Origin of the sequence: Massilia sp. CCM 8734, assembly GCF_011682155.1 — a bacterium.
Classification (GTDB): Bacteria; Pseudomonadota; Gammaproteobacteria; order Burkholderiales; family Burkholderiaceae_D; genus Telluria_A; species Telluria_A rubra.
The window spans coordinates 1-15,729 of record NZ_WHJI01000047.1 but is presented as its reverse complement, the minus strand read 5'-3'; the positions used below and the strand labels follow the sequence as shown (position 1 = coordinate 15,729).

The 15,729-nt window shown below is 61.7% G+C and carries 10 protein-coding genes and 2 rRNA genes; 4 read left to right on the top strand and 8 right to left on the bottom strand.

Annotation, left to right across the window (positions count from 1 at the left end; all coding sequences use genetic code 11):
• Positions 1-3 precede the first annotated feature (3 nt).
• The 4 genes from F2P46_RS30155 to F2P46_RS30140 form a co-directional block, all read right to left on the bottom strand.
• Complete coding sequence (locus tag F2P46_RS30155; RefSeq protein ID WP_166897267.1) at positions 4-1,692, bottom strand: long-chain fatty acid--CoA ligase; 1,689 nt, start codon at positions 1,690-1,692, stop codon at positions 4-6.
• 105 nt (positions 1,693-1,797) lie between these two features.
• On the bottom strand, positions 1,798-3,480 hold the full coding sequence (locus F2P46_RS30150) for a long-chain fatty acid--CoA ligase (RefSeq protein WP_166897264.1): 1,683 nt from the start codon (positions 3,478-3,480) through the stop codon (positions 1,798-1,800).
• Positions 3,481-3,715: 235 nt separating this feature from the next.
• The gene (locus tag F2P46_RS30145) at positions 3,716-4,774 is read right to left on the bottom strand and encodes an aminopeptidase (protein WP_166897261.1); all 1,059 of its coding nucleotides are present in this window, start codon (positions 4,772-4,774) and stop codon (positions 3,716-3,718) included.
• 19 nt (positions 4,775-4,793) lie between these two features.
• Positions 4,794-6,866, bottom strand: coding sequence for a molybdopterin oxidoreductase family protein (locus tag F2P46_RS30140; RefSeq protein ID WP_166897258.1), 2,073 nt, complete (start codon positions 6,864-6,866; stop codon positions 4,794-4,796).
• Positions 6,867-7,018: 152 nt separating this feature from the next.
• Here F2P46_RS30140 and F2P46_RS30135 point away from each other — a divergent pair, with 152 nt between their 5' ends.
• Complete coding sequence (locus tag F2P46_RS30135) at positions 7,019-8,218, top strand: M20 aminoacylase family protein (RefSeq protein WP_166897255.1); 1,200 nt, start codon at positions 7,019-7,021, stop codon at positions 8,216-8,218.
• Here F2P46_RS30135 and F2P46_RS30130 read toward each other — a convergent pair.
• Positions 8,215-9,165, bottom strand: coding sequence for an NAD(P)-dependent oxidoreductase (locus F2P46_RS30130; protein ID WP_166897252.1), 951 nt, complete (start codon positions 9,163-9,165; stop codon positions 8,215-8,217). The genes F2P46_RS30135 and F2P46_RS30130 overlap by 4 nt on opposite strands.
• Positions 9,166-9,277: 112 nt before the next feature.
• On the opposite strand from F2P46_RS30130, the gene F2P46_RS30125 reads away from it, so the two are divergent.
• A complete protein-coding gene (locus tag F2P46_RS30125) occupies positions 9,278-9,838 on the top strand; it encodes an acyloxyacyl hydrolase (RefSeq protein WP_229509516.1) in 561 nt (186 codons plus the stop codon).
• Positions 9,839-9,906: 68 nt separating this feature from the next.
• On the opposite strand, the gene F2P46_RS30120 is transcribed toward F2P46_RS30125, so the two are convergent.
• On the bottom strand, positions 9,907-11,937 hold the full coding sequence (locus F2P46_RS30120; RefSeq protein WP_166897249.1) for an esterase-like activity of phytase family protein: 2,031 nt from the start codon (positions 11,935-11,937) through the stop codon (positions 9,907-9,909).
• 169 nt (positions 11,938-12,106) lie between these two features.
• On the opposite strand from F2P46_RS30120, the gene F2P46_RS30115 reads away from it, so the two are divergent.
• Together F2P46_RS30115 and F2P46_RS30110 are read left to right on the top strand one after the other, a co-directional pair.
• On the top strand, positions 12,107-13,318 hold the full coding sequence (locus tag F2P46_RS30115; protein WP_229509515.1) for a M20/M25/M40 family metallo-hydrolase: 1,212 nt from the start codon (positions 12,107-12,109) through the stop codon (positions 13,316-13,318).
• 269 nt (positions 13,319-13,587) lie between these two features.
• Complete coding sequence (locus F2P46_RS30110) at positions 13,588-15,180, top strand: M20/M25/M40 family metallo-hydrolase (protein ID WP_166897246.1); 1,593 nt, start codon at positions 13,588-13,590, stop codon at positions 15,178-15,180.
• Between the two features lie 177 nt (positions 15,181-15,357).
• On the opposite strand, the gene rrf is transcribed toward F2P46_RS30110, so the two are convergent.
• A 5S ribosomal RNA gene (gene rrf, locus F2P46_RS30105) occupies positions 15,358-15,470 on the bottom strand.
• 147 nt (positions 15,471-15,617) lie between these two features.
• Positions 15,618-15,729: ribosomal RNA gene (locus F2P46_RS30100) — 23S ribosomal RNA — on the bottom strand; the annotation flags it as partial.

The window sequence follows — 15,729 nt, the reverse complement described above, 5'->3', positions numbered from 1 at the left end:
AGATCAAGCCGTGACGACCGGCGCCGGGTCGCGCAGTTCGCGGCGCAGGATCTTGCCGACGTTGGTCTTCGGAAGATCGGTGCGGAACTCGATGTACTTCGGCTTTTTGTAGGCCGTGAGCTGCTCCTTGCAGAATTCGAGCAGGTCTTCCGCCGTCAGGTTCGGGTCTTTGCGCACCACGAACAGCTTGACCGCTTCGCCCGAATTATGGTCCGGCACGCCGATGCACGCGCATTCGAGCACGCCCGGATGCGACGAGATCACGCTTTCGATTTCGTTCGGATAGACGTTAAAGCCCGAGACCAGAATCATGTCTTTCTTGCGGTCGACGATCTTGGTGTAGCCACGTTCATCCATGATGCCGATGTCGCCGGTCTTGAAGAAACCGTCGGCGGTCATCGACTTGGCGGTTTCGTCGTCGCGCTTCCAGTAGCCGGCCATGACCTGCGGGCCGCGGATGCCGATTTCGCCGCGCTCGCCGAGCGGCACGTGATTGCCGTTGTCGTCGAGGATGGCGATGTCGGTGGACGGATACGGCAGGCCGATCGAGCCGGTGAATTCCTTGATGTCGCAGCGGTTGGCGGTGGCCACCGGGGACGTTTCGGACATGCCGTAGCCTTCGATGATCGGGGTGCCGGTCAGCTTGAGCCAGCGGTCCGCCACCGACTGCTGCACCGACATGCCGCCGCCGTTGCACACCTTGTAGCTGGAAAAATCGAGCTTGGCGAATTCGGCGTTGTTGAGCAGGCCGTTGTACAGGGTATTAACCGCCGGGAACACGTTGATGCGGTATTTGCTCAACTCCTTGACGAAGCCCGGCATGTCGCGCGGGTTCGGAATGAGCAGGTTCATGCCGCCCAGGCGGGTGGACATGAGCGAGCACACGGTGAGCGAGTAGATATGGTACAGCGGCAGCGCGCACACGAATTGCAGTTGCTGGTTCTTGGGCAGGGTGTCGAGGGTCGGCTGCAGCCAGGCTTCGTTCTGCAGCACGTTGGCGATCACGTTCTTGTGCAGCAGGACCGCGCCCTTGGACACGCCGGTGGTGCCGCCGGTGTACTGCAAGAAGGCGATGTCGTCATGGCCGAGCGTGGCCGGCGTGAGCGTCAGGCGCGCGCCTTCGGCGAGCACCTTGTTGAACGGGACCGCGTCCGGCAGCGAAAACGCCGGCACCATTTTTTTGACCTTGCGCACCACCAGGTTGACGATCATGCCTTTCAGGGGGCCGAGCAGGTCGCCCATGGTGGCCATGATGACGTGCTTGACCTGGGTCTTGGCCAGCACTTCCTGCACCGTGTGGGCAAAGTTTTCCAGCACCACGATGGCTTCGGCGCCCGAGTCGATCATCTGGTGCTGCAGCTCGCGCGGGGTGTAGAGCGGGTTGACGTTGACGATCACGTAGCCGGCGCGCAGCACGGCGGCCATGGCCACCGGATATTGCAGCACATTGGGCAGCATGATGGCCACGCGCGCGCCGGGTTTCAGGCCGCGGCTTTGCAGCCAGGCGCCCATCTGCGCCGACATGCGGTCCAGTTCCGCGTAGGTGATGGACTTGTCCATGCAAACGTAGGCCTTGCGGTCGGCGTACTTGCGGAAAGCTTCTTCCAGCAGGTGGGTGAGCGAGCGGTATTGCGTGTAATCGATTTCCGCAGGCACGCCCTCCTGGTACGACTTAAGCCAAAACTTGTCCATCTATGCCTCGTCTTTTTTACTGTAACTGTGAATGCAAAAGACCGCCCGCAGGCGGTCGTGCCGCTAAATAAGCGAAGAACGTACTGCTATCTGTTGCGATGCCACTTACGATGCATGCTTTTCATCGCGCAGCACGCGGCGCAGGATTTTGCCGACATTGGTTTTCGGAAGCTCGCTGCGGAATTCGATGTACTTCGGCTTTTTATAGCCGGTGAATTCCTGCTTGCAGTAAGCCATCAATTGTTCGACCGTCAGGGCCGGGTCTTTACGCACCACGAACACCTTGACCGCTTCGCCCGAATGCTCGTCCGGCACGCCGATGCAGGCGCATTCGAGCACGCCCGGATGCTTGGCGATGACTTCTTCGAGCTCGTTCGGGTACACATTAAAGCCCGAAACCAGGATCATATCCTTTTTGCGGTCGACGATTTTTATAAAGCCGTGCTCGTTCATGATGCCGACGTCGCCCGATTTGAAGAAGCCGTCGGCCGTCATGACCTTGGCCGTTTCGTCCGGACGGTTCCAGTAGCCGGCCATCACCTGCGGGCCGCGGATCGCGATTTCGCCCGACTGGCCCAACGCCACCGGCTTGCCGTCGTCGTCGAGGATCGCAACGTCGGTCGACGGCACCGGCATGCCGATGTGGCCCGTGAATTCGGTCAGGTCGGAACGGTTGCAGGTGGCCACCGGCGACGTTTCGGACAGGCCGTAGCCTTCGATGATGCAGGTGCCGGTCACCTTTTTCCATTTGTCGTTGACGATCTGCTGGGTCGCCATGCCGCCGCCGTTGGAAATCTTCAGGCCCGAGAAATCGACCTTGGTGAAATCGGGATGGTTGAGCAGCGCGTTATACAGGGTATTGACCGCCGGCAGCATGTTGATCTTGTATTTGCACAGTTCCTTGATAAAGCCGCCGATATCGCGCGGATTGGGAATCATGATATTCAGGGCGCCCACGCGCATGCCCCACATGGCGCAGCAGGTCAGTGCGAAGATATGGTAAAGCGGCAGCGCGCACACGATCACCACCTGCTCGACCACGGGCGCCTTGATCAGCGCCGGCTGCGACCAGGCTTCGCTTTGCAGGACGTTGGCGATCACGTTGCGGTGGGTCAGCGTCGCACCTTTCGACACACCCGTGGTGCCGCCCGTGTACTGCAGGAAGGCGACATCGGTGGCGCTCGCCTTGACCGGGTTAAACGTCATCTTTTCGCCCTGCGCGAGCACGTCCTTGAAGCGCACGGCGTTGGGCAGCGAAAAGGCGGGCACCATTTTCTTGACGTTGCGCACGACAAAATTGACGATCACACCTTTGACGCCGCCGAGCAGCTCGCCCATGCTGGCCACCACGATGTGCTTGACCGGTGTTTTGGTGAGGACTTGTTCGAGGGTGTGGGCAAAATTTTCCAGGACGATAATCGCTTCGCTGCCGGAATCGGTGAGCTGGTGCTCCAGTTCGCGCGGCGTATACAGCGGGTTGACGTTGACCACGGTGTAGCCGGCGCGCAGGATGGCGGCGATGGCGATCGGATATTGCAGCACATTGGGCATCATCACGGCCACGCGCGCGCCCTTGGAAAGGCCGCGGCTCTGGAGCCAGGCGGCCATGCGTTTCGAATACTGGTCGAGCTCGGCATAGGTGAGGAATTTGTCCATGCAGACGTAGGCGTTGCGGGTCGCGAATTTCTGGAAGGACTCTTCGAGCAATTGCACCAGCGAGCCGTACTGGTCGGGATCGATCTCCGCAGGGACGTTCGCGGGATAGGATTTCAGCCAAATCTTGTCCATATGTGCCTCAGTCTCAATATTATCGTTATGTGGGTTCGGCGCACATTGCCGACCAGTATTTTTGCGCTCAAGAAAATAAACCGAGCGTGCGCTTTATTACGCTGTCTGTGATGCTATCGGGCGATGCGCTTCGATGCAAGCGCTTTTGCTGGTATTTCAGACAGGCTTGATGCACGCACCTTTTGGTGCAGTGCCGCAACACCCATTGGTATGGCGAAAAATTGCCGGCGTTTGTTCAGGCGCCGGCCAGCGCTTTCAGGCGGCGGTGGCGCTCGTCGCGGTCGAGTTCGGCCAAGGCCTTGGCGGCGGCGTAGAAACGCGGAAACGTTTTTTCGCGCGCCAACAGGGCGCGGAAGGCCGGGATGAAATCGTTGTAGGTGGCAATCGAGGCCAGGTGGGCGTTCGAGAGCGGCTCGGCGAAGAAGCGGTCGTAGCCGGCATAACCGCCCCAGCTCGCCTTGAGCAGCTGGTAATCGTCCTGCAACTTCTGGAACAGGCGGGCTTTGCTGGCGCGTTTTTCGGCGACGCTGGCTTTGGACGCGTAAGCTTTGCCGAGCGCATCGCGGCAGCCCAGCAGCAATGAGAGAAATTGTTTCTTGCGCGCCGAAATGGCGAGGTAGTTCGCGCGCATGGTTTCGTTACCATAACCGCTGAGCCAGCGTTCCACGCCGGCCTCTTCCACCGCGCTGGCGAAGGATTCGTTAAATTGCGAGTCGCCCGCCACGTAGACCACCTGGTGCGACAGCTCGTGGAAAATCAGGCGCGCCAGTTCGGCGTCGGGATAGTGGATGAAGGTGGAAATGAGCGGGTCGTTGAACCAGCCCAGGGTGGAATACGCCGGCACGCCGCCGACCGAGACATCGTTGCCTTCCTCGCGCAGCACACGCGCATACTCGGTGGCGTCTTCCTTGCTGTAGTAGCCGCGGTAGGTGACGCAGCCGGCCACCGGGAAGCACCACTGGATCGGTTTCAAGGACAGTTCCGGCGCGGCCACCACGTTCCACAACACAAACGGCCGGCTCAGGGCCGCGTAATTCTTGTAGCTGTTGTTGTCGGGCAGCCCCAGTTCCTTGACGGCGAAGGTGCGGATCTGGCGCGCCGTGGCCAGGCGCACGCGCAGCTTGGCGTCGGTGGCCTGGTCGTTCAGCCAGTCGTCGATGGAGCGCGCGTCGGACAGCAGGGTCAGCTGGCCCTGGGCCGCCTGGCGGTAATAATTCAGGCTGGAACAACTTGCCAGCAGCAATGCCGCCGTGCCTGCCATCAGGCCGTTGCGGGCCCGTCTGCTGAGTTTCATCGCGCACCCCCTTTGGGTTTTATACCTTTTCCACCTGCACCAGCGTATCGTAAAAGGTCGGCGCGCGGCCCATGTCGGTCAGGCGCTGGCTGGTCACTTCATTGGCGTTCTTGCCGTCGCTGGCGAGTTTCTTCCACCATACCGACAGGCCCACCACCAGCCCGGCGCGCGCTTTCGGCGTGACCCGGGCCCGGGCGACAAAGGCGCCGCGGTCGTTGAAAATGCGCACCATCTGGCCATGCTCGATGCCGCGCGCGGCGCTGTCGTCGGGATGGATGTCGAGATGCGGTTCGCCTTCGGTCGCGCGCAGGCTGGTCACGTTTACAAACGTCGAGTTCAGGAAATTGCGCGCCGGCGGGGAAATCATGGCCAGTGGATATGTTGCCGCCAGCACCGGGTTGCTCGCCACCGATTCGTAGGGCGGAATATGCGCCGGCAGCGGGTCGAGTCCGTCGGCGAGCATGCTGGCCGAATAGAATTCGCATTTGCCCGATGGCGTGGGGAAACCGCCTTCGGCAAACGGCGCGGCCGGCATCGCCAGTTTTTGCCAGCCCTTGCGCTTGAGCGATTCCCAGTCGAAATGAATCGCGCGCGGATGGCTGGCATCGAACGATTGCGCGGCCAGTTGGTCGTCGGTTTCCTGGAAGCATGGGTCGTCGAAACCCATGCGCGCGGCCAGCAGGCGGAAGATTTCCGTGTTGGGCTTGGCTTCGCCCAGCGGCGCGATGGCGGCATTGTTGGCCATCATGTACAGGTGGCCGTAGGTGCTGTGGGCGTCCACGTGTTCCAGTTGGGTGGTGGCAGGAAGCAAGATATCGGCGTAGTCGGCGCTATCGGTCTGGAAATGTTCGAGCACGACGGTAAACAGGTCGTCGCGCGCAAAGCCGCGCATGACCTTGTCGGAATCGGGGGCGATCGCCAGCGGGTTGGCGTTGTAGACGATCACGGCCTCGATCTTCGGGCCGAATTCGCTTGATGTATCGCGCAGCAAATCGTCGCCGATGGTGGTCATGTTGATGGTGCGTACCGGCTGCTTGAGCAAGTCCGGACGCTGCAGCTTTTGCTTGTTGACCGGGAACGAGCCCGACAACGACAACTGGACCCCACCGGCAGCATGGCGCCAGGCGCCGACCAGGGCCGGCAGGCAGGTGATATTGCGCACAGCCATGCCGCCGCCGCGTACGCGTTGCACGCCGTAATTGGTGCGGATCGCCACCGGTTCGCCGCGCCGGGCCGTCTCGCCGTATTCGCGCGCCAGGTTTTCGACTTCCTCGGGCGTCATGCCGCAGGTGTCGGCAACCCGCTGCGGCGGCCATTCGGCGGCGCGTTCTTTCAGTTGCTCGTAGCCCAGGGTGTAGCGGGCGATGTAATCGTCGTCGACCAGATTGTCGCGGATCAGCACATGCATGAGGCCCAGCGCCAGCGCGGCATCCGTGCCGGGCAACAGGGCAATGTGCTGGTGGCATTTTTCGGCCGTCAGGGAACGATACGGGTCGATCGCGATCAGGCGCGCGCCCTTGCGCTTGGCTTCCTGCGCGCGCATCCAGAAATGCAGGTTGGAGGCGATCGGGTTGCCGCCCCAGATGATGATCAGTTTGGCATCCTGGAACTGCTCGACATCGGTGCCGATGGTGGCGCCAATGGTGTATTTATAGCCGGTAAAGCCGGCCGTGGCGCAGATGGTGCGGTCAAGCAAGGATGCGCCGAGATGGTGGAAAAAGCGCGCCGACATCGAATCGCCCTGCACCAGGCCCATGGTGCCGGCGTAACTGTACGGCAGGATCGCTTGCGGGGCGCGCGCGGCGATTTCTGTTAACCGGCTGGCAATGGTGTCGATCGCCTCGTCCCAGCTGATGCGCTCGAACTTGCCCTCGCCCTTGTTGCCGATCCTGCGCATGGGATGCAGCAGGCGCTCGGCGTGGTAGGTGCGTTCGGCATAGCGCGACACCTTGGTGCACAGCACGCCGGCCGTGGTCGGATGGTCGGGGTCGCCTTTGACTTCGGTGGCGACGCCGTCTTCCACGGTGATGAGCAGGGCGCAGGTATCGGGACAGTCGTGCGGGCAGGTGGCCCTCACTTGGGTGGTGGTCATTGCAAGATCCAGGGAAACAGGTGTTGAAACCCTTACTTTATACGATTCCGGGACTGTTGTTGAGAAGCAGGTCCGGTCTGCCAGCCTGATGCCCAGAAGGACTACAAAACTGCCACAAATGGGTTAACATTCCAGCATGAGTGGAGAATGATATGAACCTTGTTGAACCGATTATCGCCTTCCAGGGTGCGCTGGAGCAGATCCGGCGCGACCTGCACGCGCACCCGGAATTGTGTTACGAAGAAGTCCGCACCGCCGATGTGGTCGCGGCCCGCCTGACCGAATGGGGCATCCCCATCGTGCGCGGCCTGGGCCTGACGGGCGTGGTGGGCATCATCCGGAACGGCACCTCCACGCGCGCGATCGGATTGCGGGCCGACATGGATGCCTTGCCGATGCAAGAAATCAACACCTTCGAGCATGCCTCGCGCCATCCGGGCAAGATGCACGCCTGCGGCCACGACGGCCATACGGCCATGCTGCTGGGCGCGGCGCATCATTTGGCGAAACACCGCAAGTTCGACGGCACCGTGTACCTGATTTTCCAGCCGGCCGAAGAAGGCGGCGGCGGCGCGCGCCGCATGATGCAAGACGGCCTGTTCGAGCAGTTTCCGATGGATGCCGTGTACGGCATGCACAACTGGCCGGGAATGCCGATGGGCACTTTCGGCGTGGTGGCGGGGCCGATGATGGCGTCCAGTAACGAGTTCCGCGTAGTGGTCAAGGGCAAGGGTTGCCATGCGGCCCAGCCGCATCGCGGCGTCGACCCGGTCATGGTGGCGGTCCAGATCGCCCAGGCGTGGCAGACGATCATTTCGCGCGAGAAAAGTCCGCTCGATACGGCGGTGTTGTCGATCACGCAAATCCACGCGGGCAGCGCCACCAATGTGATTCCCGACGAAGCGGTGCTGATCGGCACCGTGCGCACCTTCACCACGCCGGTGCTGGACCTGATCGAGCAACGCATGGGCGAGATGGCGCAGCATTGCGCGGCGGGCTTCAATGCCACGGTCGGCTTCCAGTTCAAGCGCAACTATCCACCGCTGGTCAATCATGCGCGCGAAACGGCCTTTGCGGTCGAGGCGATGACGGCCGTGGTGGGGCATGACAAGGTCAATGCGAATACCGAGCCGACCATGGGGGCGGAGGATTTCGCCTTCATGCTGCAGGAAAAGCCGGGGTGCTATGTGTTCATCGGCAATGGCGAAGGCGACCATCGCGCCGGCGGTCACGGGCTGGGGCCGTGCCAGTTGCACAACGCCAGCTACGACTTCAACGATAATTTGTTGCCGATCGGCGCCAGCTACTGGGTGCGGCTAGCCGAAATGCAGCTGGCGCCGGCTAAAGACTAGTCCGGCGGCAACTGGTCCGGCGCCGTTCCCAGGCGCTGGCCCGGGTTCATTTTCTCCAGCGCCAGCAGGGCGGCTGCGTGGTCGGCACGTGCAAACTCGTCGGCAATGCTGCGGTAATTGGCGGTGACGACCGAGGTGAGCGGCAGCACCAGGCCGGCATCGGCGGCGGCCACCAGCACGTTTTGCAAGTCCTTGAGCTGGCTCGTGACCTGCCCGCCAGGAATGAAATTGCGGTCCAGCATGCGCTGGCCGTGCAAGTCGAGGATGCGGCTTTCGGCAAAGCCGCCGCGGATCGCGCTGCGCACGGCGGCCGGATCGGCGCCGGCCGCCTGCGCCAGCAGCAGCGCCTCGGCCACGATGTTCAGGGTGCCGCCGACGATTAACTGATTACACAATTTGGCAACCTGGCCGCTGCCGGCGGGGCCGACCAGGGTGGGCCGTCCCATCGCGCGCAGGACGGGTTCTGCCTGGGCAAAGTCATCGAGCGCAGCGCCGGCCATGATCGCCAGGCTGCCAGCTTGCGCACCTGCAACGCCTCCGGAAACGGGCGCATCGAGGAAGCGGACCTGACGGGCAGCCAGGCGCGCGTGAAAAGCCAGGGCTTCGCCATGCTGGGTAGAACTCATGTCGATCCAGAGCGCGCCGGGGTGCAGGCTGGGCAGCGCGGCGTCGATGACCTCGCTCACCACGGCGCCGGACGCGAGCATGGAAATGACGATGTCGGCCGTGCGCACGGCCTCATCGAGCCCGGTGCAGGGCTGGACACCGGCGGGACGCAGGGCCTCGGCTTTGTCGGGAGAGCGGTTCCAGGCGCGAACGGTCCAGCCGGCTCCAGCAAGGCAGATGGCCATCGGATGGCCCATCAGGCCGATGCCGAGAAAGGCGATGGTGAGGGTAGTCAGGGCGGCCTCCTGGGATGGAAGTGAATGCGGCTTTAAGCATGTCATTTTATCAAATTGCGCGCACACATGATGCAAGGCGAGGTTTCAGCTTCGCCGGTACAATAGTGGACACGCTAATCATGATGAATTAGCGTGCCTATCTCAGAAAGCCCCACATATGTCCCTGTTAAACATGAAGCGGTGTGCCTCGCTGGCAGCGCTCGCGGTGATGGCCGCAACCCCGTGCGCGTTTGCGTCCGACAAAGTGATTGATAACGCCTCGCTGGAAGTCGGTGGCGGCGCCAAGGTCCAGATGGTCCGTTTTGGCGTGCAAAAAGACTGGAGCCAGCGCTGGTTCCAATCGAACGGCACCCACCTCAGCGGTTACTGGGATGCCTCGATTGCCCAATGGCGCGGCAATGCGTATCAAAACGTGGACGGCCAACACCAGAACATCACGAATATCGGTTTCACGCCGGTGTTCCGGTTCCAGGCAGACGACATGACCGGTTGGTATGGCGAAGCGGGCATCGGCCTCAATTTGCTGTCGAAGCGCTATGACAACGATTCGAACCGCTTGTCGACCGCGTTCCAGTTCGGCGATCACCTGGGCGCTGGCTATGTATTCGCCAATCAATGGGATGTGGGCATGAAGATTCAACACTTCTCGAACGGCGGCTACAAAAAGCCCAACAGCGGCGTGAACTTCCTGGTGCTGAAGGCTTCGCGCGCGTTCTGATGAACGCTGCGTTTGGATGGTGCAAAACGGCGCCCGATGCGAATCGGGCGCCGTTTTGCCATGGGCGATCAGTAGGACGACAGGGCTTTGTCGAATTTGATCAGCCACAGGCGGCTCGGGCGTTCCTTGTCGGCGCCACGGCCGACGCGGATGCGGTTGGCTTCGCCACAACCGGCGGCGCTGCTCGCGATGATGTTGCCGGCGGCGTTGACGTTGCATTTGGTGACGTCGGCGGCGGCCACGATCTTGCCGTCCGGGCCGGTGACGCGGGTGAGCATGCCGAAGTCGTTGTCGTTGGTCAGCGCCAGGGTCATGCCGTCGACCAGGGCCAGCCCTTCCGCCTTTTCAGCCAGCCAGCCGATCGCGTTCAAGTCCAGCAGCAAGGTCTTTTTCAGCGGCGTTACGCCGGCCCAGCTGGCGCCGTTGATCGCCGTGCCGCTCATGCTGCTTTTTTCCAGGTCGGACGTGTGCGGATTGAAACCAGGGGCGAGAATGTTGCTGGCCTCGCCGATCTGGACCAGCATCAGCTTGTTGAACACCTCGCCGTCGGGTCCGGCGCCCTGCTCGATGACGATGAATTTGCCATTGCCCAGCGCCACCATGTCGCCCAGCTTGGCGTTGCCGGTGCGCCCGTCCGCGTAATCCTTGCCGTCGAGCGGATAGGCGAACATGCGGGTGGTCGCGCCGGTCGCCGGGTCGAATTCGATCCAGCGCGTAAAGCGGGCAAAGCGCTCGACCTGTTCGTTCTTGCCGGTCACGGCGTAGACCGCCGTGCCATCGCTGAGCGGGCTTTGCAGGAAGGCGTGGATCTTGTCGCTGGCTGGGTCGAGTGTCATCCCTTCCATGCCGCGGTTGGCGCGGCGCTTGGCGAGAATGGCGGGCAAGCCGCTGCCGGGGGCGTATTTGGCCTGGATGATGCCCGTGCCGACGTCGATGCGCGCCAGGAAGGGGCCGTACTCGTCGCTCACCCACAGGGCGTTGCGGCGCTGATCGACGGCGATGGCTTCGCTGTCGATGCCGCCGGCGTTGAACACGGCCTTGCTGGCGGGATCGAATTTCATCGCGTCAAACACCGGGATTTCGGCCGAGTTGCCAAGCGATCCGGCCGGCACCGGCAAGCCCGATGCGTTCACGCCGGCGGCAACCTTGATCGGCAGGCTGGCGCTCAGGGTGGCGCCCTGTTTGCCGATGGTGAACACGCCGATCGATGGCGTGAAGCTGGGCGAAGGGAAAATCTTGCTGCCCATCGTGCCTTGGCCGTCGAGCGCGGGCAGGTTCGGGCCGTCGCCGTTGGGGCCGCGGTCGGTCAGGCTGTAGAACTCCAGGTCGCCGTTGGCGTTCTTGCCCTTGAAAGCAAGCCCGGAACCGTAGGATGGCAGGAAGCCTTGCGCAAACTCGGCCTTCACAGCCGCGTTGGCGCCTTCGTACGGGACGTGGAAACTGGCTGCCGCCCTGACCTGGTAACGCGTCACGCTGGTAGCCACCTTGCCCAGCGGCGTGGACTGGGTAAATTGCTCGACTGCGGGCGTGCCGACTGTCGCAGCGAGGGTGTCTTCGAAATGTTCGCGTGCCAGCATGCGACGGTCGTCGTCGATGGTGCGCTCGCCGTAGGTGCTGCCGGCCAGGCTGCCTGCCAGCGCGGCATTGAAGACGGGCGCGGCCGCATTGACATCGAGGTTTTTGCCGGCCAGCGCGGCTTTTGCGTCGGCGCCGAGCTTGATACCGTTGGACGGGTCGTTATCGTCGTCGAGCAATTGCAGGGCCAACAAGCGGTTGACTACCTTGGGGTCGGTCACGTCGGTTCCTCCCGAAAGCGACAGCGGCGTCAACAGCGTGCCGCAGCTCGCACTGCCTAATGCCATCCCGCCAATGCTGAAGGCAACTGTTTCGCCGACTATACAGGAGAACTCGCCTTTGGCATTGGTCGTGGCGCGCGCGCCTGCGCCGGCGGCGTAGTCGAGCCCTTCGACGGCGGAGTCGAGGAAGACGCCGGTTTGCGCTGCGGGCGCGGTACGCACGGTGTCGCTGCTGCCGCCGCAGCCGGCCATGGCCATGGCCGCCGCAGCGGCGATCAGGGAAAGTTGCGGGAGAAACTTCATGCAAGCCTCATCAGGGATGTCATTCGAAAACGCAAGAGTGTACTGAGCGAGCGTGACGCCCGGATGACATGCGTGTTTGACAAAGATCAACCATCCCACATTCAAAATTGAACTTTTACTGAACAACCGCAGTAAGCTTTTTCCATCGAGCAGGAGGGAGGGCTTTGCGATGCGGATACTGATCCTGGCAATGCTGTTGGCGGCGACGCCGCCCGCGCTGGCGCAGACCAGCTGGCTGACCGTGGACGAGGCGGCTTACCGCCTGTTAAGCCCGGCCATGCCGGCCGCACGCCTGCATGCGACTCCCGGCGTCGCAGCGGTCAGCCCGGCGCCGGTGGTGCTGGTGGAAGTGCCGTCCAAGGAAGTGGGGCGGGTGGCGCGCTTGCTGCACCAAAAGCTTGGGCATTGCGGCGGCTTCATGGTGCATGCGGACCAGGCCAGCGCGCAGCGCAGCCTGGCACAGGGCGCGGCGGCGCCGTTAGCCGGGCTGGTGCGACCAAGCTATCTGATCGCTCACCAGGCGACGGTCACGCCCATGCTGGCCGGCATGAACGCCAAGCATATCGCACGCATGATCGCGGGCTTGTCGGCCTTTCCCGACCGCTTTTATAACAGCCCGCACGGCGCGCGTGCCTCCGAGTGGCTGCGGCAAGGCTGGGCCGCCACCGGCGCGCGCCATGGCGGCGTGCTGGTCGAGACCTTTGCCCACACGGGCTTTCCACAGGGATCGGTGATTGCCACCATCGCCGGCACCGACCTGGCCGATGAAGTTGTCGTGATCGGCGCCCATCTCGATTCGATCAACGCCAACGCCATGGACGAGCCGGGATCGGCACAAGCGCCCGGCGCCGATGACGACGCCTCCGGCGTGGCCGGCCTGACCGAGGTGCTGCGCGTCATGAGCGAGAGCAAGTACCGGCCGCGCCGCACCATCAAGCTGATCGCTTACGCGGCGGAGGAAGTCGGCCTGCGCGGCTCGCAAGAGCTGGCGCGCGCGTTCCGGCAGGCCGGCATCCAGGTGGTCGGGGTGCTGCAGCTGGACATGATCAACTACAAGGGCGCGGACAAGGATATCTATCTGCTGCGCGATTACAGCAGCGCCGAGCAGAATGAATTCCTGGGTAAATTGATCGCCGCATATTTGCCGGGTGTTACCGTCGGTAGCGATTCCTGCGGTTACGCCTGTTCCGACCATGCCTCCTGGCACGCCGAAGGTTACCCGGCCTCGATGCCCTTCGAGTCCTCGCTGGCACGCGCCAATCCCCACATCCACAGCAAGAACGACACCTTCGCCAGCTCAGGCGGACAAGCCGTGCACGCGCTCAAGTTCGCACGCCTGGCGGCCGCCTTCGCAGTGGAGCTCGGCAGTTCCACGCCATAACGGCTCATGCTTAGTGGATACAAACTTGCCGTAAGTCATTGATTTATATATAGATTTACTGTGAACAAATTCCTACAATCTAGTTTGTGCGGTACTTCCACGTGATAATATTTTTTGCAAAGTATGTACAACCATTTAGCAATTCAGGCATCCGACCGATGCGGCCATTTTGGCTGCATTGTTTTTTGGATGAGCGCCGTCTGACCCACCGGTCACGCCATCGCTCGACAAGTGGGCTACAACGCCCATCTATAAAAAAGGAAAATCCGATGGAGAACCAAGTGCACCAATTCCAGCGTCGCGCGATGCCTGCCCTGCTTGCAGTCCTGATTTCCGGGCTGCTGGCGACCACCAATGCCGCCGCCGCCGCCCCCGGCAAAGGCTGGATCACGGTGGGCGACACCGCGTACACGCATTTGCAAAAAGTGGCGCCGCAAGCGATTGCGCGCCAGAGTCAGGTTGTGAGGACCAATGACCAGGCCGGGCTCGTCGCTGCGGAGCGAGTTCACCTGGTGCAAGTGAACGAAGAAGAAATGCTGAAGCTGAACGAATCGATCCACCATGAACTCAAGCGTTGCGGCGGGTACATGTATCACGAGACCGAAGCCGACGGCAAGCGCGCGCTGGCCAAGCTGGCCTCGCCTCCGAGCGCAGCCAGCCTGGCGGCACTGGCCCGGCCGAGCTATACGATCGACAACCAGGCGCTGGTAACGCCGGTGCTGTCGCAAATGCAGGCCAGCAATATCGGCACGACGATTACGGAACTGTCCTCGTTCACGAACCGCTTTTATACGACCACGGGCGGCTCCGACGCGTCCAACTGGCTCAAGCAAAAATGGGCCGGCATGGCCACCGGCCGTTCCGATATCGCGGTGACGCAATTCACGCACAGCGGCTATAACCAGAAATCGGTCATCCTGACCATTACCGGGACCGACAATCCGTCCGAGGTGATTGTGCTCGGCGGCCATCTCGATTCCACGGTCGGTTCCGGCACCGGGGAAACCTCGCGTGCGCCGGGCGCCGATGACGATGCGTCCGGCATCGCCAGCATGACCGAAGTGCTGCGCTCGATGATCGCCAACGGCTACAAGCCGCGCCGCACCATCAAAATGATCGGTTATGCGGCTGAAGAAGTGGGTTTGCGCGGTTCGCAGGCGATTGCCCAGAACTTCAAGACGAATAATGTGAACGTGGTCGGCGTGATGCAGCTCGACATGACCAACTACAAAGGCTCGGCCAACGATATTTATATCTATACCGACTACACCGACAGCGCGCAGAACACCTTCGTCGCCAATCTGATCACCACCTATCAGCCGACCCTGACCATCGGTTACGACAAGTGTGGGTACGGCTGCTCGGATCACGCATCGTGGACGGCGCAGGGTTATTACGCGTCGATGCCGTTCGAAACGACGATGTCGCAGTCGAACCGGTATATCCACACGGTCAACGACACCTTCGCCAACGCCGGCGGCCAGGCCAATCACTCGCTCAAATTCGCGCGCCTGGCGGCATCGTTCGCGATTGAACTGGGCAGCGATGGCGCAGCGCCGGGCGGTACCGACAAGACCGAAACCTTTACCGGCAGCCTGACCTCGGGCCAGAAGAAAACCTTCGGTCCGTTCAAGGCGGCGATTGGTTCGGTCGTGTCGTCCACCACCGGAACGGGCGACACCGATCTGTATGTGCGCAAAACCTCCGTGCCGACCACCACCAGCTACACCTGCAAATCGGATGGCTCGACCAGCACGGAAAACTGCACCGTCAACATGACGGCCAATGGCGATGTGTATGTGCTGTTGAATGGCTATACGGCATCCAGCTACACCTTGAAAGTGACGTACAAGCCGCAATAAACGACGTTGAATAGCAGGGAATTCCGCCGCGCAAATGCCCTGGCAGCTTGCGCGGCACCAGATTTACCTGACATTCATGCGGCCGTCGACAAAAACGTGGACGAAAAAAAACCCCGGTTTGCACTAAGCGCGATCTTGAACGCGCTTGGGCTTACCGGGGTCTTTCTCTTATAACTAGCCTGACGATGACCTACTTTCACACTGGTTGCAGCACTATCATCGGCGTAAAATCGTTTCACGGTCCTGTTCGGGATGGGAAGGGGTGGTACCGATTTACTATGGTCATCAGGCATAACTTGTACAGCTTGGTGCTCCCGACCGGGCAGCACTAGCTTGAATCTGGAAGAAGTATCGTTTTATTGTATTACTTGGGTAGTGATTGCGTATCAACACAAAACACAACGCGCATTTCTTATCTCTGTACCTGCTAAGGTTATAGGGACAAGCCGTACGGGCAATTAGTATCAGTTAGCTTAATGCATTACTGCACTTCCACACCTGACCTATCAACGTCCTGGTCTCGAACGACCCTTTAAAGAGCTCAAGGCT

What these genes read in the sequence shown, in the direction of transcription:
- F2P46_RS30155 (WP_166897267.1), bottom strand. Translation starts at nt 1,692, where the DNA reads ATGGACAAGTTTTGGCTTAAGTCGTACCAGGAGGGCGTGCCTGCGGAA.
- F2P46_RS30150 (WP_166897264.1), bottom strand. Translation starts at nt 3,480, where the DNA reads ATGGACAAGATTTGGCTGAAATCCTATCCCGCGAACGTCCCTGCGGAG.
- F2P46_RS30145 (WP_166897261.1), bottom strand. Translation starts at nt 4,774, where the DNA reads ATGAAACTCAGCAGACGGGCCCGCAACGGCCTGATGGCAGGCACGGCG.
- F2P46_RS30140 (WP_166897258.1), bottom strand. Translation starts at nt 6,866, where the DNA reads ATGACCACCACCCAAGTGAGGGCCACCTGCCCGCACGACTGTCCCGAT.
- F2P46_RS30135 (WP_166897255.1), top strand. Translation starts at nt 7,019, where the DNA reads ATGAACCTTGTTGAACCGATTATCGCCTTCCAGGGTGCGCTGGAGCAG.
- F2P46_RS30130 (WP_166897252.1), bottom strand. Translation starts at nt 9,165, where the DNA reads ATGACATGCTTAAAGCCGCATTCACTTCCATCCCAGGAGGCCGCCCTG.
- F2P46_RS30125 (WP_229509516.1), top strand. Translation starts at nt 9,278, where the DNA reads ATGTCCCTGTTAAACATGAAGCGGTGTGCCTCGCTGGCAGCGCTCGCG.
- F2P46_RS30120 (WP_166897249.1), bottom strand. Translation starts at nt 11,937, where the DNA reads ATGAAGTTTCTCCCGCAACTTTCCCTGATCGCCGCTGCGGCGGCCATG.
- F2P46_RS30115 (WP_229509515.1), top strand. Translation starts at nt 12,107, where the DNA reads ATGCGGATACTGATCCTGGCAATGCTGTTGGCGGCGACGCCGCCCGCG.
- F2P46_RS30110 (WP_166897246.1), top strand. Translation starts at nt 13,588, where the DNA reads ATGGAGAACCAAGTGCACCAATTCCAGCGTCGCGCGATGCCTGCCCTG.